18 protein-coding genes are annotated in these 16293 nt (G+C 70.9%); 2 read left to right on the top strand and 16 right to left on the bottom strand.

Going from position 1 to position 16293, the window contains the following annotated elements:
* Nucleotides 1–85: 85 nt before the first annotated feature.
* Entirely contained in the window at nt 86–1000 is a 915-nt protein-coding gene (locus WBQ80_RS10375; RefSeq protein WP_336572551.1) for an aminoglycoside phosphotransferase family protein, read from the bottom strand.
* Between the two features lie 69 nt (nt 1001–1069).
* Between WBQ80_RS10375 and WBQ80_RS10370 the strand changes: the two genes are divergently transcribed.
* Together WBQ80_RS10370 and purB are read left to right on the top strand one after the other, a co-directional pair.
* The gene (locus WBQ80_RS10370) at nt 1070–1597 is read left to right on the top strand and encodes a low molecular weight protein-tyrosine-phosphatase (protein ID WP_336572550.1); all 528 of its coding nucleotides are present in this window, start codon (nt 1070–1072) and stop codon (nt 1595–1597) included.
* A complete protein-coding gene (purB, locus tag WBQ80_RS10365) occupies nt 1594–2979 on the top strand; it encodes an adenylosuccinate lyase (RefSeq protein WP_336572549.1) in 1386 nt (461 codons plus the stop codon). The genes WBQ80_RS10370 and purB overlap by 4 nt, the downstream gene beginning before the upstream one ends.
* A 25-nt stretch (nt 2980–3004) precedes the next feature.
* On the opposite strand, the gene WBQ80_RS10360 is transcribed toward purB, so the two are convergent.
* The 15 genes from WBQ80_RS10360 to WBQ80_RS10290 form a co-directional block, all read right to left on the bottom strand.
* The gene (locus WBQ80_RS10360) at nt 3005–3292 is read right to left on the bottom strand and encodes an ABC transporter ATP-binding protein (RefSeq protein WP_336572548.1); all 288 of its coding nucleotides are present in this window, start codon (nt 3290–3292) and stop codon (nt 3005–3007) included.
* Nucleotides 3289–3894, bottom strand: coding sequence for a DUF308 domain-containing protein (locus WBQ80_RS10355; RefSeq protein WP_337282544.1), 606 nt, complete (start codon nt 3892–3894; stop codon nt 3289–3291). The genes WBQ80_RS10360 and WBQ80_RS10355 overlap by 4 nt, the downstream gene beginning before the upstream one ends.
* A 93-nt stretch (nt 3895–3987) precedes the next feature.
* On the bottom strand, nt 3988–5403 hold the full coding sequence (pntB, locus tag WBQ80_RS10350) for a Re/Si-specific NAD(P)(+) transhydrogenase subunit beta (RefSeq protein ID WP_442892712.1): 1416 nt from the start codon (nt 5401–5403) through the stop codon (nt 3988–3990).
* Nucleotides 5404–5443: 40 nt separating this feature from the next.
* Complete coding sequence (locus tag WBQ80_RS10345) at nt 5444–7000, bottom strand: Re/Si-specific NAD(P)(+) transhydrogenase subunit alpha (RefSeq protein WP_336572546.1); 1557 nt, start codon at nt 6998–7000, stop codon at nt 5444–5446.
* A gap of 268 nt (nt 7001–7268) precedes the next feature.
* Nucleotides 7269–8033 carry an ABC transporter permease gene (locus WBQ80_RS10340; RefSeq protein ID WP_336572545.1) on the bottom strand — a complete coding sequence of 255 codons (765 nt, stop codon included), beginning with the start codon at nt 8031–8033 and terminating at the stop codon, nt 7269–7271.
* The gene (locus WBQ80_RS10335; RefSeq protein WP_336572544.1) at nt 8030–8842 is read right to left on the bottom strand and encodes an ABC transporter ATP-binding protein; all 813 of its coding nucleotides are present in this window, start codon (nt 8840–8842) and stop codon (nt 8030–8032) included. The genes WBQ80_RS10340 and WBQ80_RS10335 overlap by 4 nt, the downstream gene beginning before the upstream one ends.
* On the bottom strand, nt 8839–9207 hold the full coding sequence (locus tag WBQ80_RS10330) for a DUF1048 domain-containing protein (protein ID WP_336572543.1): 369 nt from the start codon (nt 9205–9207) through the stop codon (nt 8839–8841). Before WBQ80_RS10330 ends, WBQ80_RS10335 begins: the two co-directional genes overlap by 4 nt.
* Before the next feature lie 2 nt (nt 9208–9209).
* Nucleotides 9210–9539: a PadR family transcriptional regulator gene (locus WBQ80_RS10325; RefSeq protein WP_336572542.1), complete on the bottom strand. Its 330-nt coding sequence runs from the start codon at nt 9537–9539 to the stop codon at nt 9210–9212.
* 229 nt (nt 9540–9768) lie between these two features.
* Nucleotides 9769–11142, bottom strand: coding sequence for a replicative DNA helicase (dnaB, locus tag WBQ80_RS10320; RefSeq protein ID WP_336572541.1), 1374 nt, complete (start codon nt 11140–11142; stop codon nt 9769–9771).
* A gap of 528 nt (nt 11143–11670) precedes the next feature.
* Nucleotides 11671–12123, bottom strand: coding sequence for a 50S ribosomal protein L9 (rplI, locus tag WBQ80_RS10315; protein ID WP_336572540.1), 453 nt, complete (start codon nt 12121–12123; stop codon nt 11671–11673).
* An 11-nt stretch (nt 12124–12134) separates the two neighbouring features.
* Entirely contained in the window at nt 12135–12395 is a 261-nt protein-coding gene (gene rpsR, locus WBQ80_RS10310; protein WP_067947514.1) for a 30S ribosomal protein S18, read from the bottom strand.
* 67 nt (nt 12396–12462) lie between these two features.
* A complete protein-coding gene (locus WBQ80_RS10305) occupies nt 12463–12978 on the bottom strand; it encodes a single-stranded DNA-binding protein (protein ID WP_336572539.1) in 516 nt (171 codons plus the stop codon).
* A 5-nt stretch (nt 12979–12983) separates the two neighbouring features.
* Nucleotides 12984–13367, bottom strand: coding sequence for a 30S ribosomal protein S6 (rpsF, locus tag WBQ80_RS10300; RefSeq protein ID WP_067947518.1), 384 nt, complete (start codon nt 13365–13367; stop codon nt 12984–12986).
* 272 nt (nt 13368–13639) lie between these two features.
* Entirely contained in the window at nt 13640–14584 is a 945-nt protein-coding gene (locus WBQ80_RS10295) for a hypothetical protein (protein WP_336572538.1), read from the bottom strand.
* 230 nt (nt 14585–14814) lie between these two features.
* Nucleotides 14815–16248 carry a CCA tRNA nucleotidyltransferase gene (locus WBQ80_RS10290; protein WP_336572537.1) on the bottom strand — a complete coding sequence of 478 codons (1434 nt, stop codon included), beginning with the start codon at nt 16246–16248 and terminating at the stop codon, nt 14815–14817.
* Between the last annotated feature and the right edge of the window lie 45 nt (nt 16249–16293).

Here is a 16293-nt window from a genome sequence, read left to right as displayed (position 1 = left end):
GTCTCCGGCCGGTCGGGCACGCCGACCCGCGACGGGCCCTCGGGTGCGGACGGCCGGGCTGCGCCGCCGGGTTGGGGAGGACCGGTCAGTCGGCGACGACCTGCGCCAGCGCGTGCGCGCCCACGCGACCGATGGGTCCGTCGACGCCCACCGCGTCGACGATGGCCGTGCCCATGACGAGCGCCCAGCCGCGCGCGCGAGTCCAGTCCGCGGCATCCGTCGCCCGCCGTCGCTCGACGCGCTGCCGGAACGCCGCTCGGCCGACCGGGTCGAACACGAGCCACGCCGCGGCGAGGTCGGTGGCCGGATCGCCCGCGGCGAGGTCGCCGAAGTCGAGCACGGCGCCCAGCGTGTACGGCGCTCCCGGCGAGAGCAGGAGGTTCCCCGGGTGCGGGTCGCCGTGGACCCAGCGCGGCGCGCCCGACCAGGGCGGGGCCTCCAGTGCCTCGGCCCAGACGGACGCCAGCGCCATGGCATCCGTCGGGACCCGGCGCTCGAGGCGGCCCGACCCCAGCCGCTCGCCGACGACCTCCGCGCGCTCGGCCAGGGGCACGCCCCGGTACGGGTTCGCGGGCGCCTCCGCCGGAGCCGGTTCGCCGATCGCGACCACCACGTCGGCGAGCGCCTCGGCGATGCCGCGCCGTTCGACGGGTGCCACGGATGCCGCGGGCACGCCGTCGAACCACGGCGTGATGCTCCACGCGTAGGGGTAGCCCTCGTCCGGCTCGCCGAGCGCCACCGGCACCGGCGCGCGCACGCCGTCGGGCAGCGACCCGGCGACCACGCCCAGCCACCGGTGCTCGCCGCGCACGAGCCGGTCCGCGAGGGCTCGCCGCGGCATCCGTGCCGCCCACGCGTCGCCGAGGCGGAAGATCGCGTTGTCCCATCCGTTGGCGACGAGCTCGACCGGACCCGCGAACGACGGATGCTGCGCCGCGACGAGCCGCGCCACCAGGTCCGCGTCGACGTGCACGTCGGCGTCGGGTGCATCACCGGTCATCGAGCGAACCTCCCTGCGTCCACGATCCGCCCCTGTGCGAAGCGGCCGGCCTCGTCCACAATAAGAGGCATGACCCCAGCGGATCCGGCCGCCGACTCCGGGCAGCGCTTCCGCATCTCCTTCGTCTGCACCGGCAACATCTGCCGGTCCCCGATGGCCGAGGCGGTGCTGCGCTCGCTCGCCGATCGCTCGGGGCTGGCCGACCGCATCGCGATCGAGTCGGCCGCGACGAGCGACTGGCACGTTGGCGAGCGCGCCGACCACCGGACCCTCGCCGCGCTCGAACGCGCCGGCTACGACGGCAGCCGGCATCGGGCCCGCCAGTTCGACCCGGCGGACTTCCGCCGGCTCGACCTCGTCGTGGCCTTCGACCGCGGGCAGTCCCGCGTGCTGCGCAACCAGGCGCGGAACCCGGCCGACGAGCACAAGGTCCGGCTGCTGCTCGAATTCGACCCCGAGCTGTCGCCGCTGCAGGACGTGCCCGACCCGTACTACAGCGACGATGCGGCCTTCGATCGGGTTCTTGGGATGATAGAGCGGTCGACGTCGGCGCTGTTCCGGCAACTCGCCCCCGCTCTCAGACAAGGAAACCGATGACTTCGCTGCCTCCCCAGCCGCTCAGCCCCCTCGACGGCCGGTACCGCGCCGCGGTCGGCGAGCTCGGCGAGCACCTCTCCGAGGCCGGCCTGAACCGGGCGCGCGTGCACGTCGAGATCGAGTGGCTGATCGCGCAGACCGACCGGGGCTTCTTCGGCACGAGCCCCCTGGGCGAGGACGAGAAGCGGGCGCTGCGCGCCGTCGTCACCGACTTCGGGCAGGCCGACATCGACGAGCTGGCCCGGTTCGAGGCGACCACCCGGCACGACGTGAAGGCCGTGGAGTACTACGTGCGCGGCCGCCTCGACGCGCTCGGCCTCGCGCACCTCGCCGAGCTCACGCACTTCGCGTGCACGAGCGAGGACATCAACAACCTGTCGTACGCCCTGACGGTGCGCGACGCCGTCGCGCAGGTGTGGCTGCCGAAGTACCGGGCCGTGATCGCCGAGCTCATCGCCCTCGCGCAGCAGCACCGCGACGCGGCGATGCTCTCGCGCACGCACGGGCAGCCGGCGACCCCGACCACCATGGGAAAGGAGCTCGCGGTGTTCGCGCACCGCCTCGAGCGCATCCTCCGCCAGGTCGAGGCGACCGAGTACCTCGGCAAGTTCTCGGGCGCGACCGGCACGTTCTCGGCCCACGTCGTGGCCGCCCCCGACGTCGACTGGCCCGCCGTCTCGCGCGAGTTCGTCGAGGGGCTCGGCCTCACGTGGAACCCGCTCACCACGCAGATCGAGTCGCACGACTGGCAGGCCGAGCTCTACGGCCGCATCTCGCACGCCAACCGCGTGCTGCACAACCTCGCGACCGACATCTGGACCTACATCTCGCTCGGCTACTTCCGGCAGATCCCGGCCGCGGGCGCGACCGGCTCGTCGACCATGCCGCACAAGGTCAACCCGATCCGGTTCGAGAACGCCGAGGCGAACCTCGAGCTCTCGTCCGCGATCCTCGACTCGCTGGCCGCGACCCTGGTGACGAGCCGCCTGCAGCGCGACCTCACCGACTCGAGCTCGCAGCGCAACATCGGCGTCGGCGTCGGCCACTCCGTGCTCGCGCTCGACAACATCCGGCGCGGCCTCGGTGAGATCGACCTCGACCGCGCCCTGCTGCTCGCCGACCTCGACGCCAACTGGGAGGTGCTCGGCGAGGCCATCCAGACGGTCATCCGCGCCGAGGTCGCGGCGGGCGACTCGACGATCGCCGACCCGTACGCGCTGCTCAAGGAGCTCACGCGCGGCAAGCGCGTCGGCGCGACCGAGCTCGCGGCCTTCGTCGAGGGGCTCGAGATCTCGGATGCCGCGAAGCGGCGCCTGCTCGCCCTGACCCCCGCCACGTACGTCGGCCTCGCCGACGAGCTCGTCGGCCGTCTCGAGGCGTAGCCGCGGGGGCGGCGCCGCCCGCGGTTCAGTGGCGCGGTTCGTCCGAGGGGTCGCGCCGCGCGGGGTCGCCGCCCGTGCCGTCGCCGTGATCGTCCGGATTCGGCTTGACCGTCATCGACAGCAGGGCGAGGCCCATGAGCACGATGATGAACACGCCGCCGGCGCTGATCAGCGTGAGGTTCCAGTCGCGCGTCCCGAAGAACACGATGACGGCCGTGAAGACCGCGGCGATGGCGGCGCCGCCCACGTACTCGGCCGGCCGCAGCACGTCGCGGCGGCTCGGGCGGTGGTCGTCGCCTGGGCGGTTGGTCACGAACGCTCCGTTCCGGATGCCGCGTCGCCGGCCTCGACCGGTTCGGATGCGGCCCACTTCATCGAGAACCCGCCGATCAGCAGCAGCACGCCGAGCACCACGAGGTAGGCCCCGAGGAGGCCCACCGCGGTGACGGGATCGAGCGGGAGGAGGACGAACACGAGGGCGAGCAGCGCCGTGAGCGCGCCCGCGGCGATCCAGTCGCGCGCCGCCGGCGTGCGGCCGCGCAGGCGGAGGCCCGCGAGCAGCTCGACGATGCCGGTCACGGCGGCCCACACGGCCACGGTGAAGGTGAACGCCCGGACACCGTTCGATGCGGTGTCCCGAAGCGCCAGCGCGACGAGGCCCGCGGCGGCCGTGGCGATGCCGACGGCGACCGCGGCCCAGCGCGCGACGCGGTCGGCGACGAGCCGCGCCGAGAGCGCCCCGACCACCACGCCCGAGACGACCGCCCACGCGCCGAAGACCGTGAGGCCGAGGGCGGGCGAGTGGTCCTGCGAGAAGGTGATGACCGCGGACGGGACGAGGGCGAGGGTGCCCCGCACCACCGGGACGAGCCAGCTGCCGGCGCGTTCCGGTGCCATCTCGTGGGCGTCGGCCACGTCGACCTCTTTCACTGGGGAACGGTCCAATCCTACGCGCCGCGTCCCTGAGGATCGTCGGAGCGCCACGGCGGCCGTCACCGCCTCACGGCGTCACAGCGCCTTGAGGATGTCCTCCACCCGGTCCTTCGCGTCGCCGAAGAGCATCGCGGCGTTCTCCCGGAAGAAGAGCGGGTTCGGCACGCCGGCGTACCCCGACGCCATCGACCGCTTGAAGACGATGACGTTCTCGGCCTCCCACACCCGCAGCACCGGCATGCCGGCGATCGGGCTGCCGGGGTCCTCCGCCGCGGCGGGGTTCACCGTGTCGTTCGCGCCGATGACGAGCACCACCGAGGTGCCGGCCAGATCGTCGTTGATCTCGTCCATCTCCTCGACGATGTCGTAGGGCACCTTGGCCTCGGCGAGCAGCACGTTCATGTGACCCGGCAGGCGGCCCGCGACGGGGTGGATGCCGAAACGCACGTCGATGCCGCGATCCCGGAGCTTCTGCGTGAGATCGGCGACCGGATACTGCGCCTGCGCGACGGCCATGCCGTACCCGGGCGTGATGACGACGCTCGAGGCGTTCTTGAGCAGGTCGGCGGCATCTTCCGCGTTGATCTCGCGATGCTCGCCGACCTCCTCGTCGCCCTTCTTCGGCGCCTCGATGCCGAAGCCTCCCGCGATGACCGAGATGAAGGAGCGGTTCATGGCCTTGCACATGATGTACGACAGGTAGGCACCCGAGGAGCCCACGAGCGCGCCGGTCACGATGAGCAGGTCGTTGTTGAGCAGGAAGCCGGCGGCGGCCGCGGCCCAGCCGGAGTAGCTGTTCAGCATCGACACGACGACCGGCATGTCGCCTCCGCCGATCGACGCCACGAGGTGCCATCCGAGCGCCAGCGCGAGCGCCGTGACGAGGACGAGCAGCCAGAGGTCGGGCGTGATCACGTACCACACGGTGAGCACGACGAACACGACGAGCGCGCCGAGGTTGAGCGCGTTCTTGCCGGGCAGCACGAGCGGTGCCGACTTCATGCGCGCCGACAGTTTGAGGAACGCGACGATCGAGCCGGTGAACGTCACGGCGCCGATGAAGACGCCGATGAAGACCTCGGCGTGGTGGATGTCGAGGAGCGCCCCCTCGAGCTCGGGCTCCGCGAGGTGGCCGTTCCAGCCGACCAGCACGGCCGCGAGGCCGACGAAGCTGTGCAGCAGCGCGATGAGCTCGGGCATGCCGGTCATCTGCACGACGCGGGCGCGCCACAGGCCGATCGCAGCGCCGATGAGCATGGTCGCGACCAGCAGGCCGAGGCCGACCATCGACGCGGGCTCGCCCCACGCGTCGGCGAACGTCAGCCAGATGGTGGCGGCGAGCGCGATCGCCATGCCGATCATGCCGTACGCGACACCGGCTCGTGCGGTCTCATGCCGGCTCAGGCCCGCGAGGCTCAGGATGAAGAGCAGGGCCGCGATCAGGTAGGCGGCGCCCGCGATGGACTCGGGGGTCAGCAGGGATTCGGGCACTCTGGGGGCTCCTCAGGGGGACGTCGTCGTCGTGGCGGGGTCAGCTCGTCGTCCGGTCGCCCCGGGAGAACATGCCGAGCATGCGCCGGGTCACCGCGAAGCCGCCGAAGATGTTGATGCTGGCGATGAGGATCGCGATGGCCGAGAGGACCTGCACGATGGGCACATCGCTCGTGACCTGCAGGATCGCGCCGACGATGATGATGCCGGAGATCGCATTGGTCACGCTCATCAGCGGCGTGTGGAGCGCGTGCGCGACCTTGCCGATCACGTAGAAGCCGATGACGACCGAGAGCGCGAGCACGGTGAAGTGCTGGGGCAGCGGGTCGGGCGCGATCGCGTTCACGACGAAGAGCGCGATGATGCCCGCGCCGATGAGCCCGATGCGGCCGCGCCGCGTGAGCCCGCGGTGCGGCACCTCGGCGGCGGAAGGCGCGGCCGCGGCATCCGTCTTCGCCGCCGGGGCGGCCGACACCTGCACGGCCGGCGGCGGCCAGGTCACCTCGCCCTCGCGCACGACGGTCACGCCCCGCTGCACGACATCGTCGAAGTCGATCACGAGCCGTCCGTCCTTGCCGGGCGTGAGCAGCTTCAGGAGGTTCACGAGGTTCGTCGCGTACAGCTGCGACGCCTGCGTGGGCAGTCGTGACGCGAGGTCGGTGTAGCCGAGGATGACCACGCCGTTCGGGGTGACGATCCGCTCGCCCGCGACCGAGCCCTCGACGTTGCCGCCCATGCCGGCTGCCATGTCGACGATCACACTGCCGGGCTTCATCGACGCCACGTCGGCTGCGGTGATGAGCTTCGGGGCCGGGCGGCCGGGGATCAGCGCGGTCGTGACGATGATGTCGACGTCGGCCGCCTGCTCGGAGTAGATCTCGGCGGCGCGCCGATCGTACGCCTCGCTGGTCGCCTTCGCGTACCCGTCGGTCGACTGCATGACCTCGTCGACCTCGACCTCGAGATACTCGCCGCCGATCGACTTCACCTGGTCGGCGACCTCGGGGCGCGGGTCCGTCGCGCGCACGATCGCGCCGAGGCTGGATGCCGCCCCGATCGCCGCGAGGCCCGCGACGCCGGCGCCGGCCACGAGCACCTTCGCGGGCGGCACCTTGCCCGCGGCCGTGACCTGGCCCGTGAAGAACCGGCCGAACTCGTGCGCCGCCTCGACCACGGCCCGGTACCCGGCGATGTTCGCCATGGAGCTCAGCACGTCCATGGACTGCGCACGGGAGATGCGCGGCACCGCGTCGAGGGCGAGGGCCGTCACGCCGCGCGCCGCGAGCGCCTCGAGCAGGTCGGGACGCAGCGCGGGACTGAGGAGGCTGATGAGCGTCGTCCCCGGGCGGAGGATCGCGATCTCTGCCTCGGTGGGCGCGTTGACCTTGAGCACGATGTCGCTCGTGATCGCCTCGACGCCCGGCACGATCGTCGCGCCGGCGTCGACGTACGCCGCATCCGGGAAGGACGATCGCGCGCCGGCGCCCGCCTCGACGGCCACCTCGTAGCCCAGGGCGATCAACTGCGTGACGGTCGCCGGCGTGGCGGCGACCCGGGTCTCCGAGCCCTGCTCGGTGACGACGCCGATGCGCGTCATTCGCTCTCCTCCTTCGTCGCGGCGACCGGAGCGGTCGATGCGACGTGGCATCTCGTGGTTCGTGCGTGCGGGATGCCGTCCGGATGAGCCGGGCGCGGCGGCACTGCTGCACGCATCACCATACGTGCCGAGGAGCGGCCAACTCCATCGTTCCGGCCCGATCGACGTGAAACTTCGATCGTTCTTTCGCCGTGCGAAACTGCGCAGGACGCCGACGACGCCCGACCACCGGTTCGTGGTCGGGCGCCGGGCCGTCGCGGAGCCGGCCTCAGCTGATCTTGCGGCGGTAGGCCGCGATGGCGAAGGCGTACGCCACCACGAGGATCGCGAACAGCCATGCCAGCGCGATCCAGATCTCGCCGCCGACGGGCTCCTCGGCGAAGAGCGCCCGGATCGTGTCGACGATGGAGGTCACCGGCTGGTTCTCGGCGAACCAGGCGACCGGTCCCGGCATCGAGTCGGTGGGCACGAACGCCGAGCTGATGAACGGCAGGAAGATCAGCGGGTAGCTGAAGGCGCTCGCCCCGTCGACCGTCTTGGCCGACAGGCCGGCGATGACCGCGATCCAGGTCAGCGCGAGCGTGAACAGCACGAGGATGCCGGCGACGGCGAGCCAGGCTGCGACGGACGCGCCGGTGCGGAAGCCCATGACGAGCGCGACGCCGATGACGATCGCGACCGACGTGAGGTTCGCGGCGAGCGAGGTCAGCACGTGCGCCCACAGCACGCTCGACCGCGCGATCGGCATCGACTGGAACCGCTCGAAGATGCCGCCCTGGAGGTCGAGGAACAGCCGGTACGCGGTGTAGGCGATCCCCGACGCGATCGTGATGAGCAGGATGCCGGGGAGCATGTAGTCGACGTACGACTCGTCGGATCCGGTGCTGATGGCGCCGCCGAGCACGTAGACGAACAGCAGCATGAGCGCGATCGGCGTGACCGCGGTCGTGATGATCGTGTCGGGGCTGCGCAGGATGTGGCGCAGCGAACGTCCGGTGAGGACGCCGGTGTCGGCGAGGACGTGGGTGGTCATCGTGGTTCCCTTCGTGACGTGTCGTCGGTCCCGGGTGCGGCGGCGCCGGAAGCGCCCGTCCGGCCGACGAGGGCGAGGAAGACGTCCTCGAGCGACGGCTGCTTCTCGACGTACTCCACCTTCGCGGGCGGGAGGAGCCGCTTGAGCTCGGCCAGGGTGCCGTTCTGGATGATCACGCCCTCGTGCAGGATCGCGATCCGGTCGGCGAGCTGCTCGGCCTCGTCGAGGTACTGCGTCGTGAGCAGCACCGTGGTGCCGTCATCCGCGAGCTGCTTCACCGTCTGCCACACCTCGATGCGCGCCTGGGGGTCGAGCCCCGTCGTCGGCTCGTCGAGGAAGATCACCGGCGGGTCGCCGATGAGGCTCATCGCGATGTCGAGCCGCCGGCGCATGCCGCCCGAGTAGGTCGCCGCCCTGCGGTCGCCCGCCTCGGTGAGCGAGAAGCGCTCGAGCAGGTCGTCGGCGATCGCGCCGGGATCCGGCAGGTGCCGGAGCCGGGCGACGAGCACGAGGTTCTCGCGCCCCGTGAGCACGTCGTCGACGGCCGCGAACTGACCGGTGAGGCTGATCGACTCGCGCACGGCGCCGGGGTCCGCGACCACGTCGTGGCCGTGCACCGTCGCCGTGCCCGCATCGGACCGGAGCAGGGTCGAGAGGATGCGGACCAGCGTGGTCTTGCCGGCCCCGTTCGAGCCGAGGAGGGCGAAGATGCTCCCCGCGGTGACGTCCAGGTCGACGCCCCGCAGCACGTCCACGTCGGCGAACGACTTCCGGATGCCGCGCACCGTGATGGCCGAATCGGTGCTCATGACCGCTCCTTCCGTTCCGCGTCGTCGATCGCCTTGGCGAGTCGGGCGCGCTCCTTGTCGATCCAACGGGTGCCCCCGTAGGACTGGGCGAACGTCTCGGCGAACTCGACCGGGTCGTCGCCCACGATCGCGCTCACCGGCGTTCCGTCGACGGCGGCGCGCTCCCACAGGTCGGCGAAGTCGCCGAGCATCGTGACGAGCGTGTCGCCGTCGGTGAACCCGCCGTAGACCATGAAGTACCGGTCGAAGGCCTTCGCGGCGGTCCGGTGGGGCTCGGGGAGGGCCTCGATGCGGGCCTTGTACTGCCGGTACTGCTTCTTGTGCTCCAGCGAGCCCGTGAGGGCTTCGATCCACTTGGCTGCCATGATCACCGTTCTCCTTCGTGGAGCTGTTCGATGCGCTCTGCGAGGAAGCTCCACGTCCTCCAGAACTCTTCGAGGTAGTCGCCGCCCTGTGCGTTCAGCGAGTAGACCTTGCGTGGGGGGCCCTTCTCCGACGGGACCTTCTGCACGTCGACCAGGCCGCGCTGCTCGATCCTCACGAGGAGCGCGTAGACCGTGCCCTCGGCGATGTCGGAGAAGCCCTGCTCGCGGAGCCGCGCCGTGATCTCGTAGCCGTAGGCCGGCCGGGCGGCGAGGATCGCGAGCACGATGCCCTCGAGTGTGCCCTTCAGCATCTCGGTCATCTGCTTGCCCATCGGGCCCTCCCTTCAGTACTCAGTGTCGTTGGGTACCGGTACATAGTAAGCATGAGTACCGGTAGATAGCAACACTGAATAGTGGCGGGGTTCACGATCGGCTGCCGCGGCGGCCCTCACGCCGGAATGGGAACGTCCGCCGGCACGCGGCACGACCGCGACCGCGACCGCGCAGACGACGCCCGCCCGCCGAGGGGGGCGGACGGACGTGCTCAGGGCCTCGGGCCGGTCAGACCTGCACCATGTCGGCGAATCGCGAGAAGTGGCCGTGGAAGGCGACGGTGACGGTGCGGGTCGGACCGTTGCGGTGCTTGGCGACGATGAGGTCGGCCTCGCCGGCTCGAGGACTGTCGCGCTCGTAGGCCGACTCCCGGTGCAGCAGGATCACCATGTCGGCATCCTGCTCGATCGAACCCGACTCGCGGAGGTCGGACAACGCGGGCATCTTGTCGGCGCGCTGCTCGGGACCGCGGTTCAGCTGCGAAAGCGCGAGGACCGGGACCTGCAGCTCCTTCGCGAGGAGCTTGAGGGCGCGCGAGAACTCGGAGACCTCCTGCTGGCGGCTCTCGACGCGCTTGCCGCTGGTCATGAGCTGGAGGTAGTCGATCACGACCATCTTGAGTCCCACGCGCTGCTTGAGCCGGCGGCACTTCGCGCGGATCTCGACGAGCGTCATGTTGGGGGAGTCGTCGATGTACAGCGGCGCGTCGTTGATGCGGCCCCGGGTCGAGGCGATGGTCGTCCAATCGCGCGTGTCGACGGTGCCCTTGCGCATGTTCTGCAGCGGCACCGATGCCTCGGCCGAGAGCAGGCGCATCGCGATCTCGCTCCGGCCCATCTCGAGCGAGAAGAAGATCGTCGGCAGGTCGTGCGTGATGGCCGCCGAGCGCGCGAAGTCGAGCGCGAGCGTCGACTTGCCCATCGCGGGGCGCGCGGCGACGATGATCATCTGCCCCGGGTGGAACCCGTTGGTGAGATCGTCGAGGTCGGCGAAGCCGGTCGGCACGCCGGTCATCTTGCCGTCGGTGTGCTTGGCCGCCTCGATCTCGTCGATCGCCGTGCCGATCGCGTCGGTGAGGGGAACGTAGTCCTCGCTCTCGACCGACCCGGTGACCGAGTAGATCTCGGCCTGGGCGTTGTTGACGAGCTCGACGACCTCGCCCTCGCCCGCGTAGCCCATCTGGACGATGCGCGTGCCCGCCTCGACCAGGCGGCGGAGCAGCGCGCGCTCGGCCACGATCTCGGCGTAGTAGCCGGCGTTCGCTGCCGTCGGGACGAGGCTCGTGAGCGTGTGGAGGTACTCCACGCCGCCCGCCCGATGCAGCTCGCCGGTCTTCGTGAGCTCGTCGGTGACGGCGATCACGTCGGTCGGCTCGCCGTGCGAGTACAGCGACAGGATCGCGTTGAAGACGACCTCGTGCTTGGGAACGTAGAAGTCGATGCCCCGAAGCGTCTCGATGACGTCGGCGACCGCGTCCTTCGAGAGCATCATGCCGCCGAGGGCGCTCTGCTCGGCCAGCAGGTCGTGGGGAGGCGTGCGCTCGCCCCGGCGGGCGTCGGGGTCGTCGAGGGGTTCTGCGAGCCCGAGATGCGCGATCGACAACTGGTTCCTCCGATTCGCTCGCTCCGCGGGCGCCGCTCGTCGCCCTCGGTCAAGGACTATCAGGACCCGCCCACACCACCCGAGCGGGTCTCGTGGCGGGTGGTGCCGGCCGACGCTGACTCACCCTAGGCAAGGGGTGGTCGAGGCACAAGACGGCCTGTGGATAACTTTGTGGAGAGACTGGGCGAAACGCCGCCGAACATGTGCACTCAGCCTGTGGACAACTGTGGAATCGGTGCGAATGACACCGCCTGAATTCCAGTCTGATCAGCGGAATCTCATTTCCACACCTGTGGGGGAAAACTTTCTCCAGATTCCACGGCGCGCGATGTTGCACCTGTGCACAACGATGGGGATAGTCCCCGAAATGCGGACTTGCGCTCACCTTCCGCGCGGGTGTAGGAATCTCCCAGCAGAGGGGGGTCGCCGGAGCCGCGAAGGGGGCTGCGGGGCCGCCTCGGCGTCCCCGAGGAACGACGACGCGGCGGGGGCCTACGCCCACCGCCGCGTCGTGCGTCGAGTTCGCGACTACTTCGCCGCGACCACCTGGAGGGTGATCGTCGCGGACACGTCGTCGCGCAGCTTGACGGTCGCCTCGTGGTCCCCGACCGACTTGATCGGCGTGGGGATCTCGATCTTGCGCTTGTCGACCTGGCCGAGGCCGGCGTCGGCGACCGCGGCCGCGACATCCGACGTCTTGACCGAGCCGAACAGGCGGCCGCCGAGACCGGCCTTGACCGTCAGCTTGACCTTGCCCGACTCGAGCTTGGCCTTGAGGGCCTGCGCGTCCTCGAGGGAGTGCAGCTCGCGCGCCGCGCGCGCGGCCTTGATCTGGTCGACCTGCTTCTGGCCGCCACGGGTCCACGGCGTCGCGAGGCCCTGGGGGACGAGGTAGTTGCGGGCGTACCCGTTCTTGACCTCGACCACGTCACCGGCGGTGCCGAGACCCGACACCTCGTTCGTGAGGATGATCTTTGCCATTGTCGTGCTCCTTAGCGGCCGGAGCCCGAGTAGGGCAGGAGGGCCATCTCGCGCGCGTTCTTGACGGCGCGGGCGATGAGGCGCTGCTCCTGCACGGAGACACCGGTGATGCGACGGGCGCGGATCTTGCCGCGCTCCGAGATGAACTTCCGAAGGGTGGCGACATCCTTGTAGTCGATGACGCCGACCTTGACGGACTTCGCGGGGGCGGCGTTCTTCGCGCCCTTGCCTCCGCGAGGCTTGCGGCGGTCGCCGCTGCTCTTTCCAGCCATTGATCTTTCCTGTCGATGTGTGTGGGTCGAGGAGCGGGCTCAGCCCGCGTCTCGAGACCCGTGCGTGTTAGAAGGGCGTCTCGTCGCCGTAGTTGGTGCCCGGGGTGTTCCAGACGTCGCCGCCGCCCGAGGACTGCGCGGGAGCGCTGGGCGCCCAGGCGTCGTCGGACTGGGTGTTGCCGCCGCCTCCGAAGGAGCCGCCGCCGACGCCGCGGTTGGACTGGGCGCGCGTCACGGACGCGGTGGCGTAGCGCAGGCTCGGCCCGATCTCATCGATCTCGAGCTCGATGCTCGTGCGCTTCTCGCCCTCCTTCGTCTCGTAGGAGCGCTGCTTGAGACGCCCGGAAGCGATGACCCGGGTTCCCTTGGTGAGCGATCCCGCGACGTGCTCGGCGAACTCGCGCCAGCAGCTCGCGCGCAGGAAGAGGGCCTCGCCGTCCTTCCACTCGTTCGCCTGGCGGTCGAACGTGCGGGGGGTCGACGCGATCGTGAAGTTCGCGACCGCGAGCCCGGACTGCGTGTAGCGCAGCTCGGGGTCGGCGGTGAGGTTGCCCACTACGGTAATGATGGTCTCGCCGGCCATGGGGACTAGGCGTCCTTCTTGGCGGGGGCCTTCGCGGCGGCGGCGGCCTTCTTGGCGGCCTTCGCCTCCTCGGCCTTCTTCACGGCGGCGACCTGGGCGATCGCCTCTTCCGCACGGAGGACCTTGGTGCGCATGACGGCCTCGCTGAGGTTCAGCTGGCGGTCGAGCTCGTTGGTGGTCTTCGACTCGGCGGTGAAGTCGACGACGGCGTAGATGCCCTCGGACTTCTTGTCGATCTCGTAGGCCAGACGACGCTTGCCCCAGATGTCGACCTTGTCGACGGTGCCACCGTCGTTGCGGATGACGTTGAGGAACTTGTCGAGGCTCGGAGCAACGGTGCGCTCGTCGATCGACGGATCGAGGATGACCATCAGCTCGTACTGGTGCATGACAGACCCACCTCCTTCGGACTCAGCGGTCACAGACGGTCTGTGACAGGAGGGTGTACATGCGTCGCTCCGCGGAGGCCGAGACTTCGGCGCACGGGCAACCTTGACATCGTAACGGATGCCGCCTGCCGGCGCCATTCGCGCCAGCCACGCCATCGCGCGCCTCCGCTTCCTCGTCTCGCATAGCGCCGAGTGATACCGCCCGCGCCGAGTGATATCCGCCGAGCGGCATCAGTCGGCGGGAAGAGCATCATTCGATGAAGCCGGCGTTCTCACCGCACCTTCGGCAGGCCGTCCGCGACCAGGCGCCGCTCCAGTCGAGCGGGATCGAGGACGTCGGCCCATTCCCATCTCGACCCGTACGGCCGGTGTCGACGCACGCGATCCTCGCGCTGCTTCTCGGCCCACACGACCTCCTCGATCGTCCGGCCGCCGGTGAACCGCTCGCGCACGTACTTCCCGAATCCGTCGAACTCGCCGAATCGCCGGTACCGAGGCCAATCGAAGTCCACGATGTCGACCCCGCCGTCCGCGCGGGCGAACGGCACCTGGAGTTCGGGCGCCGGGAACCCGAGGCGGTGCAGTTGCCAGCGACTCACGGACTCGCCCGCGGAACCGGACCGCGCGTCGCCGAACGTCGCGCAGAGGAGGGCCTGCCGCACTCCGCGCGCTCCGCGCCGCGCTCGGAACGCCTCGACCAGCTCCTCCTTCCGCACGCCTGCCACCGGCGCACCGAGACCCGAGAGGAAGCGCGGCCGGATCCCCGCGTCGACGGCCGCCACGCCCGCGTGCGGCGAGCGGCCCGCGGCGAGGTCGAACAGGGTGCGTTCGAGACTCGTCACCGTGAAGCCGTCGCGCTCGACGATGTCGCGGGAATCGAGCACGTGGTTGTGCCAGACGATGTCGCCCCGGCTCCGGCGGCCGACCTTCCCCGCCGCCATGACGTGGACGCCGTTCAGACGACCCACGACCGGGATGCCCCAGAGCACGGCGGCCGACTCGTGGGAGAAGACGGGGTCGGATGTCGCCGCGGCGACGGCCTGCATGCGCACGAAGTGCCGGGCCTCCCGCTCGCTCCCGGGCCAGGCCTCGGCGGGCACGTACAGGCCGCGGCGCACCCTGACCAGGTCGGCGGATCGCCCGGGCGCCGGCACCCCGCGCGACCGGAGGGCCGCCGTCGACAGCAGATCCACGGGCAACGGCGTGAACTCGTCCATCACCCGACCGTGTCACCGCGCGACGGCGCGCCATCCGCCCGGCCCCGCCCGCCCCGGCCGCGCGCGTCCCGCACGGCCTGTGGAGGACCGGTCGAGTGATGCACATCCCGTCGAGTGATGGCCGTGCAGCGGCCTCACTCGACGGGAGGGGTATCACTCGGCGATCCGGGGGGAGCGCGGGAGCGCGGCGGGGGGGGGGCGGGGAGCGGGAGCGGGGCGCGCGGCGCGGGTCAGGCGTCGCCGCGGGCGGCCCACCAGGCGAGGAGGCGCTCGCGCGCGGCATCCGGGCCGATGGGGCCCTCGTCGAGGCGCACGTCGAGCAGGAACTTGTACGCCTCGCCGACCACGGGGCCCGGACGGATGCCGAGCGCGGCCATGATCTGCTGGCCGTCGAGCTCGGGGCGCACCGCGGCGAGGGACTCCTCCTCGGCGATGCGCGCGATGCGCTCCTCGAGGTCGTCGTAGGCGAAGCCGAGGCGGTCCGCCTTGCGGCGGTTGCGCGTCGTGACATCCGCTCGGGTGAGGATGTGCAGCCGCTCGAGCTGGTCGCCCGCGTCGCGCACGTAGCGGCGCACGGCCGAGTCGGACCACGCGCCATCCGTGTACCCGAAGAACCGCAGGTGCAGCTCGATGAGGCGCGCGACGGCCTTGATCGTGTCGTTGTCGAAGCGCAGCTCGCGCAGCCGCTTCTTGGCGAGCTTCGCGCCGACCATGTCGTGGTGGTGGAACGACACGGCGCCGCCCGGCTCGAGCCGTCGCGTGGCGGGCTTGCCGATGTCGTGCAGCAGCGCCGCGAGACGCACGACGAGGTCGGGGGAGTCGAGGATGCCGCGCGACACCTCGTAGTCGATCGCCTGGTCGAGCACGGTGAGCGAGTGCTCGTAGACGTCCTTGTGGTGGTGGTGCTCGTCGATCTCGAGCTTCAGGGCGGGGATCTCGGGCAGAACGCGCGCCGCGATCCCGGTGTCGACGAGCAGTCGGATGCCGCGGCGCGGGGCGTCGGTGCAGAGCAGCTTCGACAGCTCGTCGCGCACGCGTTCCGCGGAGATGCGGTCGATCTCCGGGGCGAGCGCCGACATGGCCGCGAGGGTTCCCGACTCGACCTCGAATCCGAGCTGCGACGCGAACCGGGCGGCGCGCATCATCCGGAGCGGGTCGTCGCCGAAGGACACCTCGGGCTTCGACGGGGTGCGGAGGACGCCCGCGATGAGGTCCTCGACGCCGCCCGAGGGGTCCACCAGCGCGATCTGCGGGAGCCGCAGCGCGAGCGCGTTGACCGTGAAGTCGCGGCGCACGAGGTCGTCGTCGAGCGAGGAGCCGAACACGACCTCGGGCTTGCGGGACGAGCCGTCGTACGAGTCGGCGCGGTAGGTCGTGATCTCGACCGTGTGGCCCTGCACCTTCGCGCCGATCGTGCCGAAGTCGCGGCCGATGTCCCAGTGCGCCTCGGCGATCGGCTTCACGACCTCGAGGATCTCGTCGGGCGTGGCATCCGTCGTGAAGTCGAGGTCGTTGGTGCCGCGGCCGAGGAACGCGTCGCGCACGGGACCGCCCACGAGCGCCAACTCATAGCCGGCGGCGGCGAACGCCTCGGCCAGGGCCGCGACGGTCGGCGAGGCCGCGAGACCACTGAGGCGGTCGAGGGCCTGCGCGACGCTCTGCATTGCTCCATGTTAGGCAGGGCGGCGCGGCGCCCGCGTCGGCGGCGG

The sequence above is a fragment of the Agromyces sp. CCNWLW213 genome, assembly GCF_037199545.1.
Taxonomy (GTDB): Bacteria; Actinomycetota; Actinomycetes; order Actinomycetales; family Microbacteriaceae; genus Agromyces.
Note: the sequence above shows the minus strand (reverse complement) of the source record. Positions and strands in the feature narration are given on the sequence as shown.

Bases quoted from the DNA above. Each gene is read 5' to 3' on its own strand.
- WBQ80_RS10375 (WP_336572551.1), bottom strand. From the start codon at position 1,000: ATGACCGGTGATGCACCCGACGCCGACGTGCACGTCGACGCGGACCTG.
- WBQ80_RS10370 (WP_336572550.1), top strand. From the start codon at position 1,070: ATGACCCCAGCGGATCCGGCCGCCGACTCCGGGCAGCGCTTCCGCATC.
- purB (WP_336572549.1), top strand. From the start codon at position 1,594: ATGACTTCGCTGCCTCCCCAGCCGCTCAGCCCCCTCGACGGCCGGTAC.
- WBQ80_RS10345 (WP_336572546.1), bottom strand. From the start codon at position 7,000: ATGACGCGCATCGGCGTCGTCACCGAGCAGGGCTCGGAGACCCGGGTC.
- WBQ80_RS10340 (WP_336572545.1), bottom strand. From the start codon at position 8,033: ATGACCACCCACGTCCTCGCCGACACCGGCGTCCTCACCGGACGTTCG.
- WBQ80_RS10335 (WP_336572544.1), bottom strand. From the start codon at position 8,842: ATGAGCACCGATTCGGCCATCACGGTGCGCGGCATCCGGAAGTCGTTC.
- WBQ80_RS10330 (WP_336572543.1), bottom strand. From the start codon at position 9,207: ATGGCAGCCAAGTGGATCGAAGCCCTCACGGGCTCGCTGGAGCACAAG.
- WBQ80_RS10325 (WP_336572542.1), bottom strand. From the start codon at position 9,539: ATGGGCAAGCAGATGACCGAGATGCTGAAGGGCACACTCGAGGGCATC.
- rplI (WP_336572540.1), bottom strand. From the start codon at position 12,123: ATGGCAAAGATCATCCTCACGAACGAGGTGTCGGGTCTCGGCACCGCC.
- rpsR (WP_067947514.1), bottom strand. From the start codon at position 12,395: ATGGCTGGAAAGAGCAGCGGCGACCGCCGCAAGCCTCGCGGAGGCAAG.
- WBQ80_RS10305 (WP_336572539.1), bottom strand. From the start codon at position 12,978: ATGGCCGGCGAGACCATCATTACCGTAGTGGGCAACCTCACCGCCGAC.
- rpsF (WP_067947518.1), bottom strand. From the start codon at position 13,367: ATGCACCAGTACGAGCTGATGGTCATCCTCGATCCGTCGATCGACGAG.
- WBQ80_RS10295 (WP_336572538.1), bottom strand. From the start codon at position 14,584: ATGGACGAGTTCACGCCGTTGCCCGTGGATCTGCTGTCGACGGCGGCC.
- WBQ80_RS10290 (WP_336572537.1), bottom strand. From the start codon at position 16,248: ATGCAGAGCGTCGCGCAGGCCCTCGACCGCCTCAGTGGTCTCGCGGCC.